Source organism: Corynebacterium occultum, from assembly GCF_009734425.1.
Classification (GTDB): domain Bacteria; phylum Actinomycetota; class Actinomycetes; order Mycobacteriales; family Mycobacteriaceae; genus Corynebacterium; species Corynebacterium occultum.
In genome coordinates this window covers 348,082-369,445 of the sequence record NZ_CP046455.1, presented here as the reverse complement: position 1 = coordinate 369,445, position 21,364 = coordinate 348,082, and the positions used below count along the sequence as shown (strand labels likewise).

Here is a 21,364-nt window from a genome sequence, read left to right as displayed (position 1 = left end):
GGTGCGCCGCAGGAAAACCACCTACCTCAAAATCCCTGAGAATCCAATAAAATGCAGGTCAAGAGACTTGGAAAGCCTTGCGGACCCGCCCGATCATGCCATCGAAAGCGACCTTGGGCTGGACGTTTTCCTCGAGTTGTTCCCGGCAGCGGGTGATGGCGTCGAGGCAGGCCACCAGCCCGGCTTCACTGCCTCGTCCCGCCAGCTCAGCAGCCAGTCCGTGATAGTCGGGGTGCGTCAGTTCCACCTGGGCCCCGACCTTGATCATGAGGGCATCCCGGTAGAGGCTGGAGAAGTCCAGGAGGGAGAGGTCGAGCAGGTCTCGGACGCGGCGGGTTTCGCGGAGTTTCTGCTGCTTTTCCAATTCCTTGAGTTGTCCCCCCATCCCGCGGGCCATTTTCTGGGTGCCCTTGCCTCGACCACCGGCCCCCATCGATGCCTCGAGTTTCCGCCGCTCCTCATCATTGGCTTCGGTGAGTTCCTCCCTGACCTGTTTGCGGATCGGATCCACGAAACGGCCGACTGCCTGGAATGCCTGATCACCGTGGAAGACCATTTCGGCGAGGTTGAGGATCTCAGAGCGGCGTTTCTGGGCCTCGGGGTATTTCACCAGTCGTCGGGCCCTGCCGATGTGTCGCAGCGAGGCGACGGCAGCCAGCTCAGCATCAGCGGCGCTGGCACCTTCCTCGGTCATGAGGATGCGGGTGATCTCCGCTTTGGAGGGAGTTTTGACGTAGACGTGGCGGCAGCGGGAGCGCAGTGTGACGGAGAAGTCCTCCGGGTCGGTGGAAGGGGCGCAGAGAATCACCACGGTGTGGGCGGGGGGTTCCTCCACGGTCTTCAGCAGTGAGTTCGCCGCGGATTCGGAAAGCCGGTCGGCATCTTCGAGAACCACGACCCGCCAGTCAGCGACGGTGGGCATGCTCGCGGCGTCTCGGACGATTCTTTCCACCTCACCGACACCAATGCTCAAGGCCCGGGGCACCACATGCACCACATCGGTATGGCTGTCATTGAAAACGGCCAGGCAGTCCTCGCAGCGCCCACAGCCCGGTTCCTCCGGGTTGGTGCAGACCAGTGCCGCGGCCAGTGCCATGGCGGCATTGGAGCGGCCGGAGCCTGGTGGTCCGGTGAAGAGCCAGGCGTGGGTCATGGCGTTTTCTTCGACCTGGTGATCATTGGCGGGGACGCCGCGGATCCGGGCGCGGGCGGCCCACGCGGCGTCGATAAGCGCGGTACGCACGGCGGGAAGGTCCGCGAGACGTTCGGCGACACTGAGGGGTTGGGTAGGGGCACTCACCCCACTAAGTGTATTGGGGTCGCCCGAAAGTAACTAGAGTAATGGTCATGCAACGATTGATCAGGGCATTTAGCTGGCTGTGGGGTACGTACTGGCCCCTCTATGCTGCGTCCGTGCTCGGTTCCAATGTTCTCGGGGCGCTGGCGATCATGCTCTTCGTCCGTTTCTTCATCCCGTTGCCGGAACTCAGGGATTTCGACGCCAGTATCCCCCACATCACCGCGATCGGTGTGGGTTACCTGATTTTCGCGGTGGTGGTGGGTGCCATCGTCACCTTCCTGCTGTTCCGGCCGGTGTTGGAATGGCAGCGTCATCCGGAGGATCATGATCCGAATATGGTGCGCAACCTGGTGATGCGCATCCCCGTTTATCAGGCGGGGGTCTGCGCGGCGGTCTGGCTGATCGGCCTGGCCATCGCGGTGGGTGTGACGGCGTCCCATTCCGGACGGTTGGCAATGGTGCTGGCCGGGGCGATTTTCCTGGCCGGCTGTGTGGTGGTGCTGCTGACCTACCTGGAGGCGGAACGTCTGGTCCGCCCGGTGGCGGCCACCGCCCTGGCACGTCGTTTCGAGGATTCCACCCTGGAGCCCCCGATCAAGCAGCGCCTGCGCCTGATCTGGGTGATGACCTCCGGGCTGCCGATCATCGGTATCGCCCTGATGCTGCTGGGGCAGCGAATGGACTACTTCACCCAGAATCCCTATGACATCCTGCCGGGCATCACGGTGCTGGCGGCCACCGCCCTGATCACGGGTTTCATCGGCACCAGCTTTGCGATCATGAATGTGGTCGACCCGATCCACGAACTGCAGGACGCCATCAACCGGGTCCGCCGGGGTGACACCAACGTCCAGGTCGACATCTACGACGGCTCCGAGATCGGTGTCCTCCAGGCCGGTTTCAATGAGATGATGCGTGGCCTGCGGGAACGTCAGCGGGTGCGGGATATCTTCGGCCGCTATGTGGGCACCGAGGTGGCTCAGCGCGCCTTGGAGGAACGCCCCACGCTCGGTGGTGAGGACCGCAAGGTGGCGGTGCTTTTCGTCGATGTCATCGGTTCCACCACCTTCGCGGTGAACCACACCCCGGAGGAGGTCGTGGAGGAGCTGAACAGGTTCTTCGAGCATGTCGTCGAGGTTGTCCACCGCAACAAGGGCATCATCAATAAGTTCCAGGGTGATGCGGCGCTCGCTGTTTTCGGTGCCCCGATCCCCCTGTCCGACGCGAACTCCCATGCTCTGACCGCCGCCCGTGAGCTGCGCCAGGAGCTCACGGATCTGGAGTTGCAGGCCGGAATCGGTGTCGCCGCCGGCCATGTGGTGGCCGGCCATATCGGCGGCCATGATCGTTTCGAGTACACCGTGATCGGTGATGCCGTGAACTCCGCGGCCCGCCTGACCGACCTCTCCAAGGACACCCCGGGCAGGGTGCTCACCAACGCCGCCACCCTGCGCGGCGCCAATGAGGCGGAGCAGGCACGCTGGACCCTGATGAAGTCCGTGGAGCTGCGGGGCCGCGGTTCCATGACGCAGCTGGCCCGCCCCATCCGGCCGACCCTGGCGGACCGTTCCTAAAACCCGCGCTTATCGACGCCTCCCACCCACGACCCGGGTGGGAAGGGTGATGGCCTTGCCCCTGCTCTTCCCCGCTGGATAGGCTGGTTGCCTACAACCTTCATCATCACCATCCGGCCACCCGGGACGACCCGGTGTGGCCCCAGTACTGACGGGGACGGCCCCGGAACCAAGGAATTCCATGTCTTCCCCAGTCCCCCCATTCCGGGTCACCCCGGCGCGCCCCCTGCTGCTTTCCGCCCTGTTCACCCCCTCGGTGTGGGCCCGTCTCCTTCTCGGCTGGGGCGCTTTTCTCCTGCTGGGTCTCTTCTCCTCCCCGCTTGCCGGATCCCTCCCCGCTCCGGTGGTCTGGGGATTGCTGGGTGGGATCATTCTTGTGATTTTGATCTGTGCCTTTGGAGTGATGGAGCAGGCGGAGGGTCTGGCGCGCCGTCTCGGGGATCCCTACGGCACGCTGGTGCTGACTCTTTCGGTGGTGGGGATCGAGGTCATCCTGATCTCCGCGGTCCTGCTCGGACCGGGTGACCATGCCACCATTGCCCGGGATTCGATCATGGCGGTGAGCATGATCATCCTGAACCTGGTGCTGGGTCTGGCCCTGTTGATCGGCGGTGTGCGCCATGGGGATCTGGCCCATAATCGGGCGGGCACCTCCGCGTATCTGTCGCTGCTGGTGCTGCTGAGTTTCCTGGCTTTCGCCCTGCCCTCGTGGATCGGGGAGGGGGGTGCCTTCACCACTGCCCAGGCGGTCCCGGTGATCCTGTTGACGGTGGTGCTCTACGCCTTCTTCCTCTACCGCCAGATGGGTGCCCAGAAGACTGATTTTCAGGAACCGGAGCTCCTGGCCACGGCCTCGCAGCGTCCCCCGGTGACCCAGGTGATCACCGAGCACCGGAGTGAAGTTTTCGGTCGTTTCGCGCTGTTGCTGGCGATGGTTTTTCCGATTGTGCTGCTCAGCCACACCATGGCGGCGCTTCTCGACGTCGCCTTGGGCAGGCTCGGCGCGCCGGTGGCGCTCTCCGGGATCATCATCGCCGCCATTGTCTTCCTCCCGGAGACCATCACCACCCTGCGGGCGGCGCTGGGTGGGGAGATGCAACGGGTGAGCAATCTGACCCATGGGGCGTTGGTGTCCACGGTGGGATTGAGTGTGCCGGTGGTGCTGCTGATTTCCCTGTTGACGGGACGATCCGTGGTTTTTGCCGAGTCCCCGGTGAATCTGGCTCTGCTCTTGGTGACCCTGTTGATGTCGGTGGCTTCTTTCGTCGGCCCGAAGGTGGGTGCGGTGCAGGGGGCGGCGCATCTGGTGCTTTTTGTGATTTACCTGTTGTGTGTCTTCTCCTGAGTTCTGGTACATGGCGTTGGGAAGCAGACCGGAAGAAACTGCTGGTTGAAGAGGATGCTCCTGGGTTCTGCCCTGTAAGTGTCATCACCGTCGCAGGATGATGGCGGCGATGGTGATCCCTGAGATGCGGTAGGCCGCCCATCCCAGGATCGGCCGAGTCCTTCTCCGCCAACGGTGACGACGAGGATCTTCTGCCGATGTTCACGCCACCTCCTGCCCCCGCCATCGGCAGACAGCGGAAGTTCAATGCGTGTCCATGTCTGGTCTGTGAGTTCGCTGCCTCCGAGGATTGATCAGAAATAACACCTCCCTACCGTGGCGGTCCCCTGACACGACGAACACTTACAGTGCGGGACCTAGAAGAAGAGGGAGAGCAGCAAGGTCAGGAGCAGTGCCACCACCGAAGCCACTGACACTCCGATGGACACTGTCTTGAAGGCACCGCGGGTGGTCTGGCCGAGCAGGGACTGCAGGAGCCAGAAGGTGTTCGAGGTGACATGCACCAGGAACATCGATCCAGCACCTGCGGCAAGTGCGATCAGGACCGGATCCAGACCGATCTGGGCGGCCACCGGGGCAAGCAGACTAGCGGCGGTGATCGAGGAAATCACGATGGAACCGACTGCGATGTGCAGGACTGCGGCAATCAACCAGACGGTGAGGAGCGGGACGGCGGAGTTCGCGGAGAAGAATTTACCCAGGATATCCCCCATACCGGACTGCCCCACCATCTCTGCCAGAGAGCCACCGGCACCGGTGAGGATGAGGATCAGCCCGGATTCCCGGAAACCGTTGTTCAGGGATTCCTCCACCTTCTCGATGCCGAGCGCCCGCCAGGCCAGCACGAAGGTGCCGAGTAGTCCGATTAACAGGGCAACCACCGGGGTGGCCAGGAAACCCAGTACAGGATGGCCGGTTTCCATGATTTCCAGGACTCCACCGACCGCCATGAGCAAGAGTGCGAAGAGCATCGGGGCAAAGAGCAGTCCCAGGGGAAGTTCCTTCTTCTCCACCAGATTCCCGGTGGTCACTGCCGTGCTGCCACCCGGGGTGCTTGTGCTCCCCGTATCTGCTGCCGCTGCAGCGGGACTCAGGTCGGTGGTTTTTTCCTCGACCTCTGTGGGGAAGGCCTCGTCCAGCTTGGGGTTCCAGAAGCCACGGTCAAAAGCCAGGGACATCAGCAACTGGGTGATCACCATGGTGGCCACGCCCACCAGACCACCGAAGAGCAGCATCTTGCCGAGGGAAACCCCCATCACACCGGCCAAGGCCAGAGCACCGACACCCGGTACCACCATGACCACACCAACCTCGATACCCAGGGCCATGGCGCTGGCCAACTTGGCCCGGCCATTCTTCCCCATGAAGGGCACCATGCGTCGCACCAGTGGAGCACTCATCACCAGCATCACATCAGGAAAGATGGACTGCAGCACCGTGCCGTGGGAGATGGCGAGTGCATAGGGAACACGTTTTACCCCGAAGATCCGCAGCAGGGAATCCACCAGACGGGTGATTGCTCCCGTGGCATGCAACAGCGATCCGGTGAGCACACCCCAGGCGATGAGGAGGCCTACCTCGTAAAGGATATTGCCGAATCCACGCATGACGGTCTCAGTGGTTTCCTCGATGCCGAGGCCGGTGGAGAGCCCTAGGGCGAGGGCTCCGATAACCAGCGAAATCGCGGGATGAAGTCGTCCCTTGAGGACGAGGAATACGACACCGATGATGACTGCCGCTGTGATTGTGAGAATCTGCCAGTCTTGCATGAGCTGATTTCTGTGCTTTCTCAGGGATGATCCCGCAGACACGGAACCTAAAGGACCAGGATCATCAGCTGCTCGGCAGGGGGTATTTCCGATCGCATAATGAAAAAGGATAGAGCGGTGGGTACAGCTTAGAAAGATATTAAGAAGCTGCAAATTTCGGGGGCAGCAGAAAGGGAGCCTTGCGTGCCACCGGGGAGGTGACCCCCGGGGCCACACCTGCCAGACCCTTCCCCGCCTTCGCAGCCAGGGAGTAGTCTGAACCCAAATACATTATTAGGTGCTCGAAAGTACCAGCTCCGCCCCTGGGCATCCTGTGCTGATCTGACCCCCTTACACCGGTTCTCAGGCGGTTTGGCTCCACAACTGCAGGAGAAACGATGTCTGAAGCAGCCATCATCACCCGGGACCTGAGCAAGACTTTCGGCCATTTCCAGGCCCTGGACAACTTCAATATCACGGTGTACAGCGGCCAGATCCACGGTTTCCTGGGGCCCAACGGAGCGGGTAAATCCACCACCATCAGGGTGTTTCTGGGAATGCTGCGGGCCACCTCCGGGGAGGTGCAGGTGCTGGGCATGGATCCCTGGGCTGATTCCGTGGCGCTGCATCACCGTCTGGCCTATGTCGCCGGGGACACCAGTCTCTGGCCGAATCTCAGCGGTGGGGAGGCCATCGATGTGCTCACCCGGCATCAACGCAGCCCCGCCCAGCAGCAGCGTCGGGATGAACTGATCGAAAAGTTCGAGTTGGATCCCCGGAAGAAGTCCCGCACCTATTCCAAGGGCAATCGGCAGAAGGTGGCCCTGGTGGCTGCGCTCTCCCTGGATGTGGAGCTCTACCTGCTTGATGAGCCCACCGCTGGCCTTGACCCGCTGATGGAGGCGATCTTCACGGAGGAGGTCCGGAAGTTCCGTTCCGAGGGCCGCACCATCCTGCTCTCCAGTCACATTCTCGGCGAGGTGGAGAAACTCTGTGACCGGATCAGCATCATCCGGGAAGGTACCGATGTCGAACATGGCACCCTCCAGGAACTGCGGCACCTGACCCGTTCCACGATCACCGCCACCACACCGGGTGATCCCGCCCGCCTGTCCACCGCCCCGGGAGTGCACAGGTTTGAGAGCGAAGGGCCGGATATCCGCTTCGACATTGACAATGACCGCGTCAACGAGGTGCTGGGAATGCTGGCGACACTGGGGGTGGATAACCTCCGCATCAATCCACCCTCCCTGGAGGATCTCTTCCTCAGGCACTACGGGGGCGCGGGACGTGAGGGCCCCACCGGTTCCGACACCGACTCCAGCACAGATGCGCAGGTCTCCTGATGATTGGCCTGCGTTCCACTCCCCCCGGATCTGCTGTCCGCCAGGGCAGTGGCCCCTTCACCGGTTCCACCCACCTTCTCCGCCTCTATCTCCGCCTGGACCGCATCCACCTGGTGGCGTGGGGGCTGTCCTTCTTCCTGTTGGTGTGGGCCTCGGTGGCTGCCCTGGACGCCGCCTACCCCGACCAGGCGGCGTTGCAGGCCCGGGCGATGCTGCTGAACAACCCGGCGGCAATCATGATGACCGGCCCCCTCTTCGGGCTGGAGAATTACACCTTCGGGGCGATGGTGGCCAATGAGCTTTCGCTCTACACTTTTCTGCCCGCGGCGATCATGGGCGTGATCTACATGTCCCGGCACAGCCGCGCCGAGGAGGAGAGCGGCCGTCTGGAGATGCTGCGGGCCCTGCCGGTGGGCCGTTTCGCCGCCCCGACCGCAGCTCTGTTGATCCTGCTGATCTTTTCCGTGTTGGTGGGAGCAGCCACAACGCTGGGGTTGGTCCTGGCCCGCATGGAGTTGGCGGACTCCCTCGCCTTCGGGCTGGGCACCACCCTGTCGGCCCTGGTGTTTGCCGCCGCAACCGGGGTGGCAGCCCACCTGAGCACCTCCGCCCGGACCACCACCGGGATGGGGCTGGCCCTGGTGGCCCTGGCCTACTTCATCCGGGGTGTCGGTGATGTCATGGAACCCCGGGGATCCTGGCTCTCCTGGTTCTCCCCCTTCGCTTGGGCGCAGCAAACCCGGCTTTTCGTGGACCTGCGCTGGTGGCCGCTGCTGCTGGCAGTGGTGGCGGTGGCGCTGCTCACGGGCCTGTCCTTCCGGCTGGCCCACGTCCGTGACCTCGGTTCCGGACTCACCCAACCACGCCCCGGCCGCACGCATGCCCGCCCCGCCCAGCTCTCCCCCGCCGGGTTGGCGGCGCGCATGGAAGGGGCCACTTTCCTGTGGTGGACCGCCGGGCTCTTCTGTTTCGCCATCGGTTTCGGGATGCTCTCCTCCGAGTTGGAGGATCTGATTGATGAGATGCCGAACTTCTCCGACTTCATTGAGATAGATCTGGCGGATCTGACCCGTTCCTTCGGCGCGGTGATGCTGTCCATGCTGGCACTGGGCCCGGTTGCCCTGCTGGTGGCAGGAGTGCTGGGGTTGCGTCGGGAGGAATCAGCGGGCCGGGCGGCCGCCCTCATCCGGACGGGAAGTTCCCGGGCTTCGCTGCTTCTCAGCTGGTGTGCCATGGTCACCTTGCTGGCAGTGATCATGCAGCTCATCCTGGGTTTCGGGCTGGGACTGGGCATGGTGTTGGCCAGCGGGGAGATCTCCTGGATCCCGACCATGCTACTGGCCTGCCTGGTGTACCTGCCGGCGATCATCCTGCATGGGGCAATCGCCGCCTGCTGCCAGGGATTTTCCCGACGGTGGGCGCTGCTCGGCTGGGTGCCGGTGGTGTGGACCTCGCTGGTGCTCTTCCTCGGGGAGATACTCAACCTGCCGGACTGGGCCAGTGCCCTCTCCCCGCTCTGGCACACCCCGGCCGCACCCCAGGCTGAAGTTCATGCCCTGCCGCTGCTGTTCATGAGCGCACTCATCCTGGCGTTGTCACTGCTCGCCGTGGTCGCTTATCGACGCCGCGACATCACCGATGGCTGAATCGCCTTGGGTTTCCTGTCATTTCCCATCAGGGAAAAGCCCGTCCACCAGCAACATCTGGGCGATGGTGTAGGTTCCCATCACGCCGGCATCCGCCAACTTCGCCGGCCAACCCTCCCGGCCCAGGAGCAGTTCCCGGCCGATCAGCAGGGCATCAGAGAGCAGGAAGAGATTCCCGCCATGTCCCAGGCCCAGGGTGGGGATGCTTTCCCGGAGTAAGGCGGGGTCGTCGCCAAGCGCCGAAACCGCCGCCAGCAGACTGCCATAACCTGCGGCAACGGGCACCAACCTGGGGCGCTTCCGGGCCACCAACCCCACCGCCATGGCCAGCGGCACAGCCCGGACCATGATCCGGGTGGTTGAGGGGCGGGCACCCCGCTGCCAGAGCAGCCAGAGGTAGGCCAGATGGTTGATCCCGAAACCGAGTGCGCCCTGGGGAAGTTTCCCGGGTTGCAGCAGGATCACATCACCGAAACAGCCTCCAGCCAGTCCCAGCAGAGCAACCGACTTCTCCGCCGCAGATGCCGGGGAGCGTAATACCCGCCCACTGAGCAGCGGCATCAGCATCGGTTTGGCCAGGCGTTTAAGTCGTTCCTGCCCCAGCAGCGGGGTCCAGGTGTTCAGATCGGCAGCCAGGAGGTAACCTGCGCGCTCCGGTTCCCGGGTAGCTCTGAGCAGGGAATGCCTCAGCGCCTGGATGCCTTCCTCGGTGCGGCGGCGGAAAACCGCCAGAACTCCACTCACGTGGGTCTCCATTCTTGAAATTCACCCCTGGATCTTCTGCTCCCCGAGCAGGATCAGCGGTTCCCAAAACCCCGTCAGCCACCTGGGGAAGGGGAGCTGGGGATAACTTCCTGCCCCGCCGGAGTCATCCACCAATGGTAGCTGAGCTGCCCTTCACCTTTTACCCCCAGGGATGCTCCCCCAGGATGCTTCAGTCCCGTCGGTGGCGGTTGTTCTTCTTCCCGCCATGCTCATCCTTGCGGAGGGTCGAACTCCGGGTGAGGTAAAGGGTCCGGTTGAAGCGCTCCTGGTAGCGCATCTGCTGGTATTTCCAGCGCTCCGCCATGCTGGACTTCGCTTCGACCCGGTCCTTGGCATCAAGCGGGTCCTCCCCCAGCACCGGGTCTTCACCCGCCTGGTACGTGTTCGTCCACACCTGGATCACAGCCCACCCCACCGCGGTCAACGGAACCGCGAGGATCGCACCGAAAATACCGCCGATGATTGTGCCGACCGACAGTGCCAGCAACACGACGAGTGCGTGCAGACTGAGCGTCCGGCCCATGACCACCGGCTGCAGCAGATCCCCCTCCAGCTGGTTGACCACGATGACGACCGCGATCACGATCAACGCCACGATGAGTCCGTTGGTTACCAGTGCCACCAAGGCGGCGAGAAGCCCAGCGATGGTGGCACCGACAATCGGCAGGAATGCGCCCACGAACACGATAACCGCGAGTGGCAATGCCAACGGCACCCCGAGCAGAGCCAGGGCCACACCGATGAACACCGCATCGACGGCCGCGATAATCGCCGTGCCGCGTACATAGCCACCCAGAATCTGGATGGTGCGGTCACCCGACTCCGCAAACCGGGCACGGGTTTCCCCGCGGACCCACCGCAAGGCGAAGTTCCACATTTTCGGCCCGTCCTTCAGGAAGAAGAACAGAATGACGATCATGAGCACCACCCCGGTGACGAACTCCGTGGCTGCGGTGATACCGGTCAGTGCGCTGCCCACAAACGCGCCACTGGTCACCAGCGCCGTGGCCTGTTGCAGCGCCTCATCAATCGCCGCGGTATCAACGGGCAGTGGGCCTGACATGACAAAACCCTGCAGCTCCTGCCAGCCCTCTACCGCGGAGGCGGAGAGCGTGTCCCATTCGCTGCGCACCGCAAAAACGATTCCAGTGACCAGACCACTCAGCAACGCAAGAATGCCGATGAAGGCGGCACCCGTGGCCAACAGGCTCGACCACCCCTTACCTTTGAGCCATCTGACCAGCGGGTAAACCGCGGAGGCCAGAATCAACGCCGCGAGGGCCGCGATCACCACGAGGGAGACACGCACCAGCAGCCACATCACCCCGACAAGCACCGCGGACAGAAGCAGAAGCTGGGCCGCCCGGGAGGCAGTCCGCCCCAGGGTGTCGGACCAGGGGGCGACCGCCGGTGGCTCCGACTCGGTGACAACGGGAATCCCTGCCCCGGTCCCGATGTTCGTGGGCACCTCAAGGAGATGCTCCGCATCCCCTGCCCCGGTGTCCGGCAAGATTATGTCTTTTCCACCTGGAGTGGGGTCTTCCCGGGAATAAGGAGAATTCCGGTCAGAATCCTTCGGCGTGTTCATCACAGTATCTCCGGGAGAGTGTCGGACCCCGGCAGGACCTCAGGGATGATCATGAGGCACTTCCTCGGGAGCGGGGGCGCTCCACTTTCCCATCGGGTTCTTCCTCTTCATCCTGCCCTTCGCCCCCACCGGTGAGGAAGATCGTTCCCGATGGGCAGAGTCGCCCAGCCCGCTGGACAGCGGGCCATTCCGATTTCGAGGGTTGCTCTTTCCTCAGACTGACGAAACCCTCGTGCTCCTCCAGGTTCTGGAAGATATCGGGGGCGATGTACCCGCAGTTACCGGAGGCGATGCAGGTGTCGTAATTGAGGGAGACCTCCACGTCTATCTCCTTTCCGAAGCGCGGCCGGGGATCTGGGCGCATATTCTCAGCCCCGGTATTGAAGAACCAGGGGGCAGGTGTAGGGATCATGGTTCCGCAATCCGACCTGGTTGAGATAGCGGATGATGATGCCGTAGGCCTCTCCCAGGGTCGTCTCGGAATAAGGAATGCGGTGGTGGGCGCAATGTTCGCGGACCAGCTTCTGCAGGGCGGGAAGATTCGGCCGGGGTGTCCGGGGAAACAGGTGGTGCTCCACCTGGTACTGCAGTCCCCCCATGAGGAAGTGCACCACCCGGTTGCCCCGGATATTGCGGGACATGTGCACCTGTCTGCGCAGAAAATCAAGTTTCACGTCGTGGGGGACGGTCGGCATGCCGATGTGACTGGCCGCGAACGCCCCACCCAGTAGCAGCCCGAACACAAGGGTCTGGACGAAGATGAAAGCCAGTGCCACCCAAAAAGGCAGGACGATGAACAGATACACCGGGATGCAGATCAGTCGGATTCCGACGAAGAGGATCTCGGCCCACCGGTGCCTGATCCGCGGCGCGGTGAGGATGGCTTTGACGGAGGAGAAATGCAGGGAGAATCCCTCGAAGGGCAACAAGGGCAGAAAATACCATCCCTGATAGCGGGCAAGCTTCGCAGCCAGGCCAGTACGTTTGTCCGTGTTCTCCGGCGTCAGGGAGAACACCCCTGACCCGACATCGGGGTCTGAGCGTTCTTTGTTGGGGTTGGCGTGGTGACGACCGTGCTTGTCCACCCACCAGCCATAACTCAGACCGATGAACAGGCCTGCGATGACCCGGGAGGTCCATTCATTCCACTTCCGTGAAAGAAAGATCTCCTGATGGGCGGCTTCATGACTGATGAATCCCAGCTGGGACATCGCAAGTCCCAGCAGGACCGCGAAAATAAGCTGCCACCAGCTGTCACCGAGCAGGGCCACGCCAATGAGAACCCCGATGATGGACAGGGTCCAGAAGAGAATCCGCCTCCAGTAGAAGCCATAGCAGCGTCGCATGAGACCAGCGTCATTGACTTTCTCTGCCAGATCAAGGAAAGACGCGACATGAGGGTTAGCGATCATGGAAACTCCCATCGCCGTGATCTGTGACACATTGACTCTTCCAATTGAATCACGGGACCACACACCCCGCAACAGATTTGCAAGGGGTGACGGATTTTAAATGTCATCTGGGATCGCGGACAAGTGCCTCCACATCGCCAAGCGAGACAGATCCACGATGAACCGTCCCCGGATCAGCTGGGATTTCTCCCAGGTCAACCGGGGATCTTCCCCGTCTCCCCCAGAGCAGAATGGCATCCCACCAGCGGCCAGAAGCCCGAAACATTCCGGTTTCCCCCACCATCTTCAGGGGAATAACCGGTGCTCAGGTGCCTTTGAGGACGTGGCCCCGAGAAACTTTCCCGGGGCCGCGAACCCCTCTGGTTTACTGCTTCCGGGTGCCGGCCTTGACTACACGCTTGGTGGTCTGCGGCGGCTTCTTGGTGGTTTTCTTCGCCGTGGTCTTCTTGGTGGTCTTCTTGGCGGTGGTTTTCTTCGCCGTGGTCTTCTTGGTGGTCTTCTTGGTTCCACCATCGGCGGCTTCCTTGGCGCGACGCTCAGAGAGCAGCTCATTGGCGCGGGCGTCGGTAAGCTTTTCCGGAACATCTCCCTTGCGCAACGAGGCGTTGGTCTCGCCATCGGTGACATAGGGGCCGAAGCGGCCGTCCTTGACGGTCATCGGCTTGCCGGAAACGTCATTGTCCCCCAGCACCTTCAACGGCGGGGTGGCAGCGGCACGGCCACGGCGTTTGGGCTCAGCGTAGATACGGCGGGCCTCATCCAGGGTGACGGTGAAGATCTGCTCCTCATTTGCCAGGGAACGGGAGTCGGTGCCCTTCTTCAGATAGGGGCCGTAGCGGCCGTTCTGTGCGGTGATGACCTCATTGTCCACCGGGTCGACACCGACCTCGCGGGGCAGGGAAAGCAGCTGCAGCGCCTGCTCCAGGGTGACGGTGGCAGGTTCCATGGAGGAGAAGAGGGAGGCGGTGGCCGGCTTGAGGGATTCCTCGACCAGCTGGTTGATCCGCTTCTCCTTCTGGTTGGCGGCGGTCTTGGTGTCCCAGTTCTTCTTCCGCTTGCCTTCCTCGGCGCGCTGGCGGTCCTCCTCCTCGCGTTCCACGAGGATGATCTTCTCCGCCTCAGTCTCAGCCCGCTCACGCTCATCCTCACGCACCTGCTCGGTGACATAAGGACCATAGCGGCCTTCCTTGGCCACGATGACACGACCATTGGCCGGGTTCACACCCAGCTCACGACCGCCCTGCGGGGTGGCGAAGAGCTTCTCGGCGACCTCCAGGGTCAACTCATCCGGAGTGGTGGATTCCGGCAGGTTGGCGCGCTGGTACTCCGGTTCGCCATCCTCCTTCACACCCACCTGGCGTTCAATATAGGGGCCGTAACGACCCACCCGGACATTGATGGCCCGACCCTCGGAATCATCGTAGAGGTGCAGGGAGTTCACCAGTCGGGCGTCGATCTGCTCGAGGTTCTCACCGACCAGGGTCTTGAGTCCGCCCTTACGGGCAATGGACTCGGCCTTGGCGTCAGAGGCATCGGGGTTGCCGAAGTAGAAGCCGTTGAGCCATTCGGTGCGGTCCTCTTGACCACTGGCGATGTTATCGAGCTCATCCTCCATGGAGGAGGTGAAGTCATAGTCGACCAGGTCCTCGAAGTTCTGCTCCATCAGGCCGATCACGGCGAAGGCCACCCAGCTGGGGACCAGGGCGTTACCGCGCGGCAGGACATAACCACGGTCCTGGATGGTGCGGATGATCGACGCATAGGTTGAAGGACGACCGATGCCCAGGTCCTCCATCTTCTTCACCAGGCTGGCTTCGGTGTAACGGGCCGGCGGATTGGTGGAGTGACCGGCAGCTTCAAGATGGTTGACGCTGAGATCATCATCCTTGTTCAGGCGCGGCAAGCGGCTCTCTGCGTTGTCGGCGACATCGCGCCCCTCGGCGTTGAGGGTGGTTTCGACATAGGCGCGGAGGAAACCGGGGAAGGTGAGGGTGCGGCCGGTGGCGGAGAACTCCACCTGTTCCCCACTTTCGGCCTCACCGCTGACGGTCACCTTCATGGAGGTGCCCTTCGCGTCCGACATCTGGGAGGCGACGGTGCGCTGCCAGATCAGCTCATAGAGCTTGTATTCCTCCGCATCGAGCTGGCCGTGCAGCTGACCCGGGGTGGCGAAGGTTTCGCCGGCGGGACGGATGGCCTCGTGGGCCTCCTGGGAGTTCTTCACCTTGCGGTCATAACGACGCGGGCTTTCTGCGACGAAGGCGGCGCCATAGAGCTCCCGTGCCTGAGCCCGGGCGGCCTCGATACCGGAGGCAGAGAGCGAGGTGGAGTCAGTACGCATATAGGTGATGTGACCGTTCTCGTAGAGACGCTGCGCAATGCGCATGGTCCGCTCCGAGGTGAAGTGCAGCTTACGGCCGGCCTCCTGCTGCAGGGTGGAGGTCATGAAGGGTGCGTAGGGGCGACGGGTATAGGGCTTTTCCTCGACCCCCGCGACACTGAGCTGGGCTTTTTGGAGACCGGCTGCCAACGCCTCGGCACGAACCTGATCCACGACCACAACTTCAGAGGTCAGTTGGCCGCGGTCATTGAAATCACGGCCCTGGGCGATGCGCACCCCGTCGATGGCGGTGAGCTTGGCCTTGAAGGTGCGGGGGTTCTCCGGGTCCTGCCCCTGGTTGCCGGTGTCCAGCTCGGCGGCGATATCCCAGTAGTCGGCGGAGACGAAGGCCATGCGTTCGCGTTCGCGTTCGACGATCACGCGGGTGGCCACGGACTGCACCCGCCCGGCCGACAGCCGCGGCATGACCTTCTTCCACAGCACCGGGGAGATCTCATAGCCATAGAGGCGGTCCAGGATGCGGCGGGTTTCCTGGGCGTCGACCAGGTTGTGGTCGAGTTCGCGGGTGTTGGCGGCCGCCTCGAGGATGGCCGGCTTCGTGATCTCGTGGAAGACCATGCGGCGGACCGGAACCTGGGGGTTCAGGACTTCGAGCAGGTGCCAGGCAATGGCCTCGCCCTCACGGTCGGGGTCTGTTGCGAGGTACAGCTCATCGACCTGCTTGAGCTTGGCCTTGAGGTCAGCGACCTTCTTCTTCTTATCGGGGCTGACCACGTACAAGGGGGAGAAACCGTGGTCGGTGTCCACGCCGAGGCGGGCCCAGGGTTCCTTCTTGTACTTTGCGGGAACATCTGCAGCACCGCGCGGCAGGTCACGGATATGACCCACCGAGGCTTCGACGATGTAGTTGTTTCCCAGGTAAGGCTGTATCTTCTTTGCCTTGGTCGCCGACTCGACAATCACAAGTCGTTTGACGTCCGAGCCATTGTCTGCTGCCACCGGGGTTACTTCCCTCTCGCCTACTGATTAGTGCCTACGCATGGATTCGCCACAGGATTCATCTCCCGTGGTTTTGCATCTTATTACTGTTCACCGTAGCTGTTCGGACCCGGGACGATGTCGCCGAGCCGAAAATTACGATGTTGTCATTTCAGGTGACACTACATCACGCCTTAATTAGGAATACACGCTACACAGTAATTAATGCTCTTCTCCCGGAATGCTCAAATATCCTTTCCCGAACCGAATCATTCACCCATCCCAGCTGGCAGAAGCCCTTTTCCACACCGGGAAATCCGGGACCCCCACCCCAGCCGGGACACGCCCCGTTCCTCCCCCCGAAAGCAAACCCCTTGGGCGCCGATCCCCGGGACACCCTGCAGGGCAGGAACGGAAACGCGCGTTATCGCACCCCACCACCACGGGGGTGAAGGCGTAGAGACAGTGTGAGCCGACATGTGCCGCGAAGAATCACTAGGATTACCGGACAATGCATTTTTTTAATTTGGAGGCCGCCCCTTGAGCGAGAACTTCGTGTCATGGGTCGAATCCCTGATGACCTCCGACGCCTTCTACCCGGCACTCAGCCTGGTGGTTCTCATCGACAGCCTTCTCCCCCTGATCCCGAGCGAGACCGTCATCTCGTTGGCTGGGGCATGGTCCGGGGCGCGCGGCGTGCCGAACCTCTTCCTGATTCTTCTTTTCGCTACCCTGGCCGCCATCATCGGCGATAATCTCTGCTATTTCTTCGGCACCCGCCTGATCGGGGTCGTCAACCGTATCCCGGGTGATTCCAGCCGCGGCAAAGCTCTGAAGTGGGCCCGCAGGAATCTCAACGAACGTGATGTCTCAACGATCATCATCGCCCGCTTCATCCCCTGGGCACGCTGGTTCGTGACCATCATCCTCGGCTCGGTGGGTTATTCCTGGCGACGTTTCCTACTCTGGGACTCCATCGGCGCTTTCATCTGGGCGATCCAGGCCACCTTCCTGGGGTATCTCGGCGGTTGGCTCTTCCAGGAGCAACCCCTGATCGGACTCGTGGCCGGCGCCACCTTCGGCATCATCTTCGGCCTGCTGCTGCAGTACCTGCAGCGTCGTTGGCAACGCTCTCGCCCCCAGCATTGACCCCGCCCCCGCTTATCGACACCCCCACCCCCGGGACTGAAGACATGTTTAACCCGACATGCCGGCAAAGCAAAAGACGTTGATCATCGCATTGCGATGATCAACGTCTTTTGGTTGAGCTGGCGTTAGCCGCTATTTACAGCGGGTTAACAGCCTGAGCCTGCGGGCCCTTGGCGCCTTCGCCGATCTCGAACTCAACCTGCTGGTTCTCCTCGAGGGTACGGAAACCGTTGCCCTGAATCTCGGAGTAGTGGACGAAAACGTCAGCGGATCCATCTTCCGGAGCGATAAAGCCGAAGCCCTTCTCCGCGTTGAACCACTTCACAGTTCCCTGTGCCATATTACTAACCTTTACTTTCCTGGAGAGATACGGCGCTTCCGAATTGCTGGAAACACCGGGTCGGAATCGAACTCCCAGGCATCCCCCAAGCATGCAGTTTCGTGCACAGCGTGAGTTCAACTGGGCGCTCGCGTTAATATCTTTGCGAGCGCCTAGACACTGCGCGCAGAAACCGCGACCAAGACCTAGTCTGTCATGTTTTCCCGGCTCGCGATAGCCATCGACTAAAGTTTGGTCAAAAAGTCCGCAATAACCCACACTTTTAGGGGTGATTTCCAGGTGTCAGATCCCCAGGATTTGGAGTTTCCGCAACCACCAGCCAACGCCGCAAAAACCGGTGCCGAAACCCCGTTCCGCAACCTGCTGGGCGAGGAGCTGGCCGCCGCCATCACCCGACGCTTCCCCGAATCCACCTGCACTTACAGCACCACCATCCCACCCCGGAAAGCCCGCTATGGCCAATGGCCGGAATGGGTTCATCCACCTCTGCAGGCCTACCTCCGGGAGCAGGGAATCACCCGCCCCTACCGCCACCAGGTGGAGTGCGCGGAAATTGCCCACCGAGGTGAGGATGTGGTGCTGGCCACAGGCACCTCCTCCGGTAAATCCCTGGGCTATCAGCTCCCCATCCTTTCCTCCCTCGCCACCGACCCCCGTGCCTGCGCCCTCTACCTCACTCCGACCAAGGCCTTGGGTTCCGATCAGCTGGCGGTGGCCTCCCGGTTCTGCCGTGAGGTGGCAGGCCTGTCCGGGGTGCACCCCGCCCCCTATGACGGCGACACTCCCACCGAGGCCCGCAGCGGGATCCGGGACGGTTCCCGGATGATTTTCTCCACCCCGGACATGCTGCACGTTTCCCTCCTGGCACACCATGAGCGCTGGGGCCGGATACTGCGTCACCTGAAGTTCCTGGTCATCGATGAATGTCACACCTACCGCGGCATCTTCGGCGCGAATATCGCACTGGTGCTGCGACGCCTGCTGCGCATCGCCGCCCATTACGGCTCCCACCCCACCGTGATCCTGGCCTCAGCAACCTCCCATGACCCGGCCGAGCATGCCGGCAACCTGATCGGCAGAAAGGTGCAGGCGGTCACCGAGGATGGCGCCCCCACCGGGGCACGCACCCTCATGCTCTGGGAACCGGGCTTCCTGGAAGGGGTGGAGGGCGAGAATGGTGCACCGGTGCGTCGTTCCGCAACTTCGGAGGCCGCCGGAGTGATGGCCACCGTGGTCGCCGGCGGGGCACGCACCCTCACCTTCGTCCGCTCCCGCCGCCAGTCGGAGGTGGTGGCGATGCGCTGCGCGGAGGATCTGGCTCTGATGGGAAAACCAGACCTCAGCGAAAGAATCGCCTCCTACCGGGCCGGTTACCTCGCCGAGGACCGGAGAAGGTTGGAACGGCAGCTCGATGAGGGTGAACTTCTGGGTGTGGCCACCACCAATGCACTGGAACTCGGTATCGATGTCGGGGGGTTGGATGCGGTGGTCACCGCCGGCTTTCCCGGCACGGTGGCCTCCTTCTGGCAGCAGGCCGGGCGAGCGGGACGCCGGGGGCAGGGCTCCCTGGTGATCCTGGTCGGCCGGGACGAACCGATGGACACCTATCTTGTGCACCATCCGGAGGCACTGTTGGGACGCCCGGTGGAAAGGACCGTCTTCAACCCACGGAATCCTTTTGTACTCCGTGGCCACATCTATTGCGCGGCCGTCGAAAAGCCCCTGAGCACGGCTGATGTCGAGAACTTCCAGGCCGGGGAGGTGGTGGCCGAGCTGGAGGCGGCGGGCCTGTTGCGACGCCGCCCGCGAGGCTGGTTCGCGGTGGCTCGTCCCGCCGATGATTCCGGACTGCCGACCCCGGACACCGCGCACACCTCGGTGAGCCTGCGCGGTGGTTCGGGCGAGGAGGTCATGATCGTCGATATCAGCGATGGTCGACTACTGGGTACCATCGACTCCGCCCGGGCAGCCTCCCAGGTCCACCCCGGCGCGGTTTATCTGCACCAGGGCGAGAGCTTTGTCATTGAGGAGCTGGATTTCGAGGACTACGTGGCTCTGGCGCGGCCCGAGGTGCCGGATTACACCACTTTCGCGCGGAGCCAGACTGATATTCAGATCACCTCGGCGGCCGGGGAGGATGAGCTCTACAGTCCTTCGCCGGGGTTGTGGGTGGCCAATGTTGATGTGGAGGTCACAGATCGGGTGACCGGTTATGTGGCCCGGATGCCGGATGGGACGGTGTTGGATTCGGTGCCGCTGCAGATGCCGCCGCAGGTTCTGCAGACCCGGGCGGTGGCTTACACCATTGATCCGGCGGCACTGGGCGCGATGGGGATTCCGGTCGCCGAGGTCCCTGGCGCATTGCATGCCGCGGAACATGCGGCGATCGGACTTCTGCCCCTGTTGGCGACCTGTGACCGCTGGGACATCGGTGGGGTGTCCACTGCCCTGCATCCGGACACCGGGTTGCCGACGGTGTTTGTCTATGACGGGCACCCTGGTGGGGCGGGGTTCGCGGACACCGGTTTCCAGCGTTTCCGGGTGTGGATTGAGGCCACCTTTGAGGCGGTGCATTCCTGCCGTTGTGAGTCCGGGTGCCCTTCCTGTGTGCAGTCACCGAAGTGTGGTAACGGCAATAATCCGCTGAGCAAGTCGGGGGCGCTGGCCCTGCTCGGGGCGATGGTGACGATGTTGGGTTCCCAGCCGGAGGTCGGGTGATCACAGGGCCAGGGGTGTGATCACCGCGATGCACCACTCCCCTCCCTCCTCAATCAGCTGGTAGCAGAAGCGTTCGCGGATCTGCCCGGAGTAGCTCCAGGCGACATCGACCCACAGGGATGCGGGTGCCTCCCCGCACACGGTGACCTGGCGGCCGAGTTCCTTCACCCCCTCATACTGTCCCCAGGATGAGGTGAAGAAATCTTCGACCTGGTCGCGCTCGGTGACCGCGATGGATTGGCCCGGGAAGAGAATGAGGGCCGGGATCGCGTAGAGGTCGGCTATCCCGGTGGCATCCCGGTCAAGCAGCGCCCTGGCGTAATGGACGAAGAAGTCATGGACGAAGGCTGGTGCTGATTCACTCATGTTCCGAGTTTAAGCCCGAATTGTGAGATGGGACACTAATTTTGGGTTCAAAGTGGCCCGGCCCGGGCCACCGCACCTTGACCCCGCAGCCTGACCTCAATGATGACATCACCTCCCTGGGTGTGGCAGTTCTTCATTTCTCCGGTGTTGAGTGCTACTGTTTCCCCGGCCACCGCACAGGCATCCTCACCGCGGTAATGGGCATGCGCCCCCGCCACAGCTGCCAGCTCAGCGCTATTTCTCAGCTGGTGACTGGCGGTGACCTGCCCGGCTGCGGCGATGACCACCAGTCCCAGGCTGATCAGCACCACGATGATGGCGGTGCTGACCAAGGTGGCGTAACCCCCTTGCTCCCGCAGTAGTGCCCCGATCCGGCGACCGCCGTTCACGGTGTCTCCACCGGGTAGATGGCGGTGGCCTGGACCGGTCCGAAGATCGCCGGGATTTCGGCGGTGGCGGTGAGCAGCCCGTCGGAGGTGTGGATGCTGACGCTTCCCCGGGGTGGTTCATAGTCCACCCCGATGGCCTGGGAGCGTGCGGCGGCACCGGCACTGTCGATGGCTGCGACCTGGGCCGCCAGGGTGGCGATCCCGCCGATCATCGCGGCGCAGACGATCACCAGGCTGCTCAGTCCCAGGGCTGCCTCGATGGTGACCGAGCCCTGTTGGTTGCGAAGTGCCCGGGTGATCAGGTGGCTAAATTCCCGGTGCGGCATCCACTGCCTCATGGTGCTGTGCTCTCCCGCTTA

17 protein-coding genes are annotated in these 21,364 nt (G+C 62.7%); 6 read left to right on the top strand and 11 right to left on the bottom strand.

Annotated elements, in window-relative coordinates:
• Window positions 1-58 precede the first annotated feature (58 nt).
• Complete coding sequence (locus tag COCCU_RS01695) at window positions 59-1,300, bottom strand: DNA polymerase III subunit delta' (RefSeq protein ID WP_156229878.1); 1,242 nt, start codon at window positions 1,298-1,300, stop codon at window positions 59-61.
• Window positions 1,301-1,347: 47 nt separating this feature from the next.
• On the opposite strand from COCCU_RS01695, the gene COCCU_RS01690 reads away from it, so the two are divergent.
• Complete coding sequence (locus COCCU_RS01690; protein ID WP_156229877.1) at window positions 1,348-2,874, top strand: adenylate/guanylate cyclase domain-containing protein; 1,527 nt, start codon at window positions 1,348-1,350, stop codon at window positions 2,872-2,874.
• A 181-nt stretch (window positions 2,875-3,055) separates the two neighbouring features.
• Complete coding sequence (locus tag COCCU_RS01685; protein ID WP_156229876.1) at window positions 3,056-4,219, top strand: calcium:proton antiporter; 1,164 nt, start codon at window positions 3,056-3,058, stop codon at window positions 4,217-4,219.
• 356 nt (window positions 4,220-4,575) lie between these two features.
• Here COCCU_RS01685 and COCCU_RS01680 read toward each other — a convergent pair whose 3' ends face one another.
• Entirely contained in the window at window positions 4,576-5,988 is a 1,413-nt protein-coding gene (locus COCCU_RS01680; protein ID WP_156229875.1) for a GntP family permease, read from the bottom strand.
• Between the two features lie 377 nt (window positions 5,989-6,365).
• On the opposite strand from COCCU_RS01680, the gene COCCU_RS01675 reads away from it, so the two are divergent.
• Window positions 6,366-7,313, top strand: coding sequence for an ABC transporter ATP-binding protein (locus COCCU_RS01675; RefSeq protein ID WP_156229874.1), 948 nt, complete (start codon window positions 6,366-6,368; stop codon window positions 7,311-7,313).
• Window positions 7,313-8,959 (top strand): ABC transporter permease, encoded by a 1,647-nt coding sequence (locus tag COCCU_RS01670; RefSeq protein WP_231598824.1) that lies wholly within the window; start codon window positions 7,313-7,315, stop codon window positions 8,957-8,959. Before COCCU_RS01675 ends, COCCU_RS01670 begins: the two co-directional genes overlap by 1 nt.
• 18 nt (window positions 8,960-8,977) lie before the next feature.
• On the opposite strand, the gene COCCU_RS01665 is transcribed toward COCCU_RS01670, so the two are convergent.
• From COCCU_RS01665 to topA, 5 genes are all read right to left on the bottom strand, one after another.
• The gene (locus COCCU_RS01665) at window positions 8,978-9,703 is read right to left on the bottom strand and encodes a lysoplasmalogenase (protein ID WP_231598823.1); all 726 of its coding nucleotides are present in this window, start codon (window positions 9,701-9,703) and stop codon (window positions 8,978-8,980) included.
• Window positions 9,704-9,893: 190 nt separating this feature from the next.
• Entirely contained in the window at window positions 9,894-11,234 is a 1,341-nt protein-coding gene (locus tag COCCU_RS01660; RefSeq protein ID WP_231598822.1) for an AI-2E family transporter, read from the bottom strand.
• Window positions 11,235-11,361: 127 nt separating this feature from the next.
• Window positions 11,362-11,634, bottom strand: a complete 273-nt coding sequence (locus COCCU_RS01655) for a ferredoxin (protein WP_197088405.1) — start codon at window positions 11,632-11,634, stop codon at window positions 11,362-11,364.
• Window positions 11,635-11,680: 46 nt separating this feature from the next.
• Window positions 11,681-12,724, bottom strand: a complete 1,044-nt coding sequence (locus tag COCCU_RS01650; protein WP_156229871.1) for a fatty acid desaturase family protein — start codon at window positions 12,722-12,724, stop codon at window positions 11,681-11,683.
• Window positions 12,725-13,088: 364 nt separating this feature from the next.
• Entirely contained in the window at window positions 13,089-16,064 is a 2,976-nt protein-coding gene (gene topA, locus COCCU_RS01645; protein ID WP_156229870.1) for a type I DNA topoisomerase, read from the bottom strand.
• A 519-nt stretch (window positions 16,065-16,583) separates the two neighbouring features.
• Here topA and COCCU_RS01640 point away from each other — a divergent pair.
• Window positions 16,584-17,192 carry a DedA family protein gene (locus COCCU_RS01640; protein WP_156229869.1) on the top strand — a complete coding sequence of 203 codons (609 nt, stop codon included), beginning with the start codon at window positions 16,584-16,586 and terminating at the stop codon, window positions 17,190-17,192.
• Window positions 17,193-17,328: 136 nt separating this feature from the next.
• Here COCCU_RS01640 and COCCU_RS01635 read toward each other — a convergent pair whose 3' ends face one another.
• Complete coding sequence (locus tag COCCU_RS01635) at window positions 17,329-17,532, bottom strand: cold-shock protein (protein ID WP_156229868.1); 204 nt, start codon at window positions 17,530-17,532, stop codon at window positions 17,329-17,331.
• Window positions 17,533-17,892: 360 nt separating this feature from the next.
• Between COCCU_RS01635 and COCCU_RS01630 the strand changes: the two genes are divergently transcribed.
• Window positions 17,893-20,250 carry a DEAD/DEAH box helicase gene (locus COCCU_RS01630; RefSeq protein ID WP_197088470.1) on the top strand — a complete coding sequence of 786 codons (2,358 nt, stop codon included), beginning with the start codon at window positions 17,893-17,895 and terminating at the stop codon, window positions 20,248-20,250.
• On the opposite strand, the gene COCCU_RS01625 is transcribed toward COCCU_RS01630, so the two are convergent.
• The 3 genes from COCCU_RS01625 to COCCU_RS01615 are packed head-to-tail and all read right to left on the bottom strand — an operon-like array spanning window position 20,251 to window position 21,343.
• Window positions 20,251-20,616, bottom strand: coding sequence for a hypothetical protein (locus COCCU_RS01625; protein WP_156229866.1), 366 nt, complete (start codon window positions 20,614-20,616; stop codon window positions 20,251-20,253).
• 47 nt (window positions 20,617-20,663) lie between these two features.
• Window positions 20,664-21,005 (bottom strand): Rv3654c family TadE-like protein, encoded by a 342-nt coding sequence (locus COCCU_RS01620; protein ID WP_156229865.1) that lies wholly within the window; start codon window positions 21,003-21,005, stop codon window positions 20,664-20,666.
• Window positions 21,002-21,343, bottom strand: coding sequence for a hypothetical protein (locus tag COCCU_RS01615; RefSeq protein WP_407924149.1), 342 nt, complete (start codon window positions 21,341-21,343; stop codon window positions 21,002-21,004). The genes COCCU_RS01620 and COCCU_RS01615 overlap by 4 nt, the downstream gene beginning before the upstream one ends.
• Window positions 21,344-21,364: the final 21 nt, after the last annotated feature.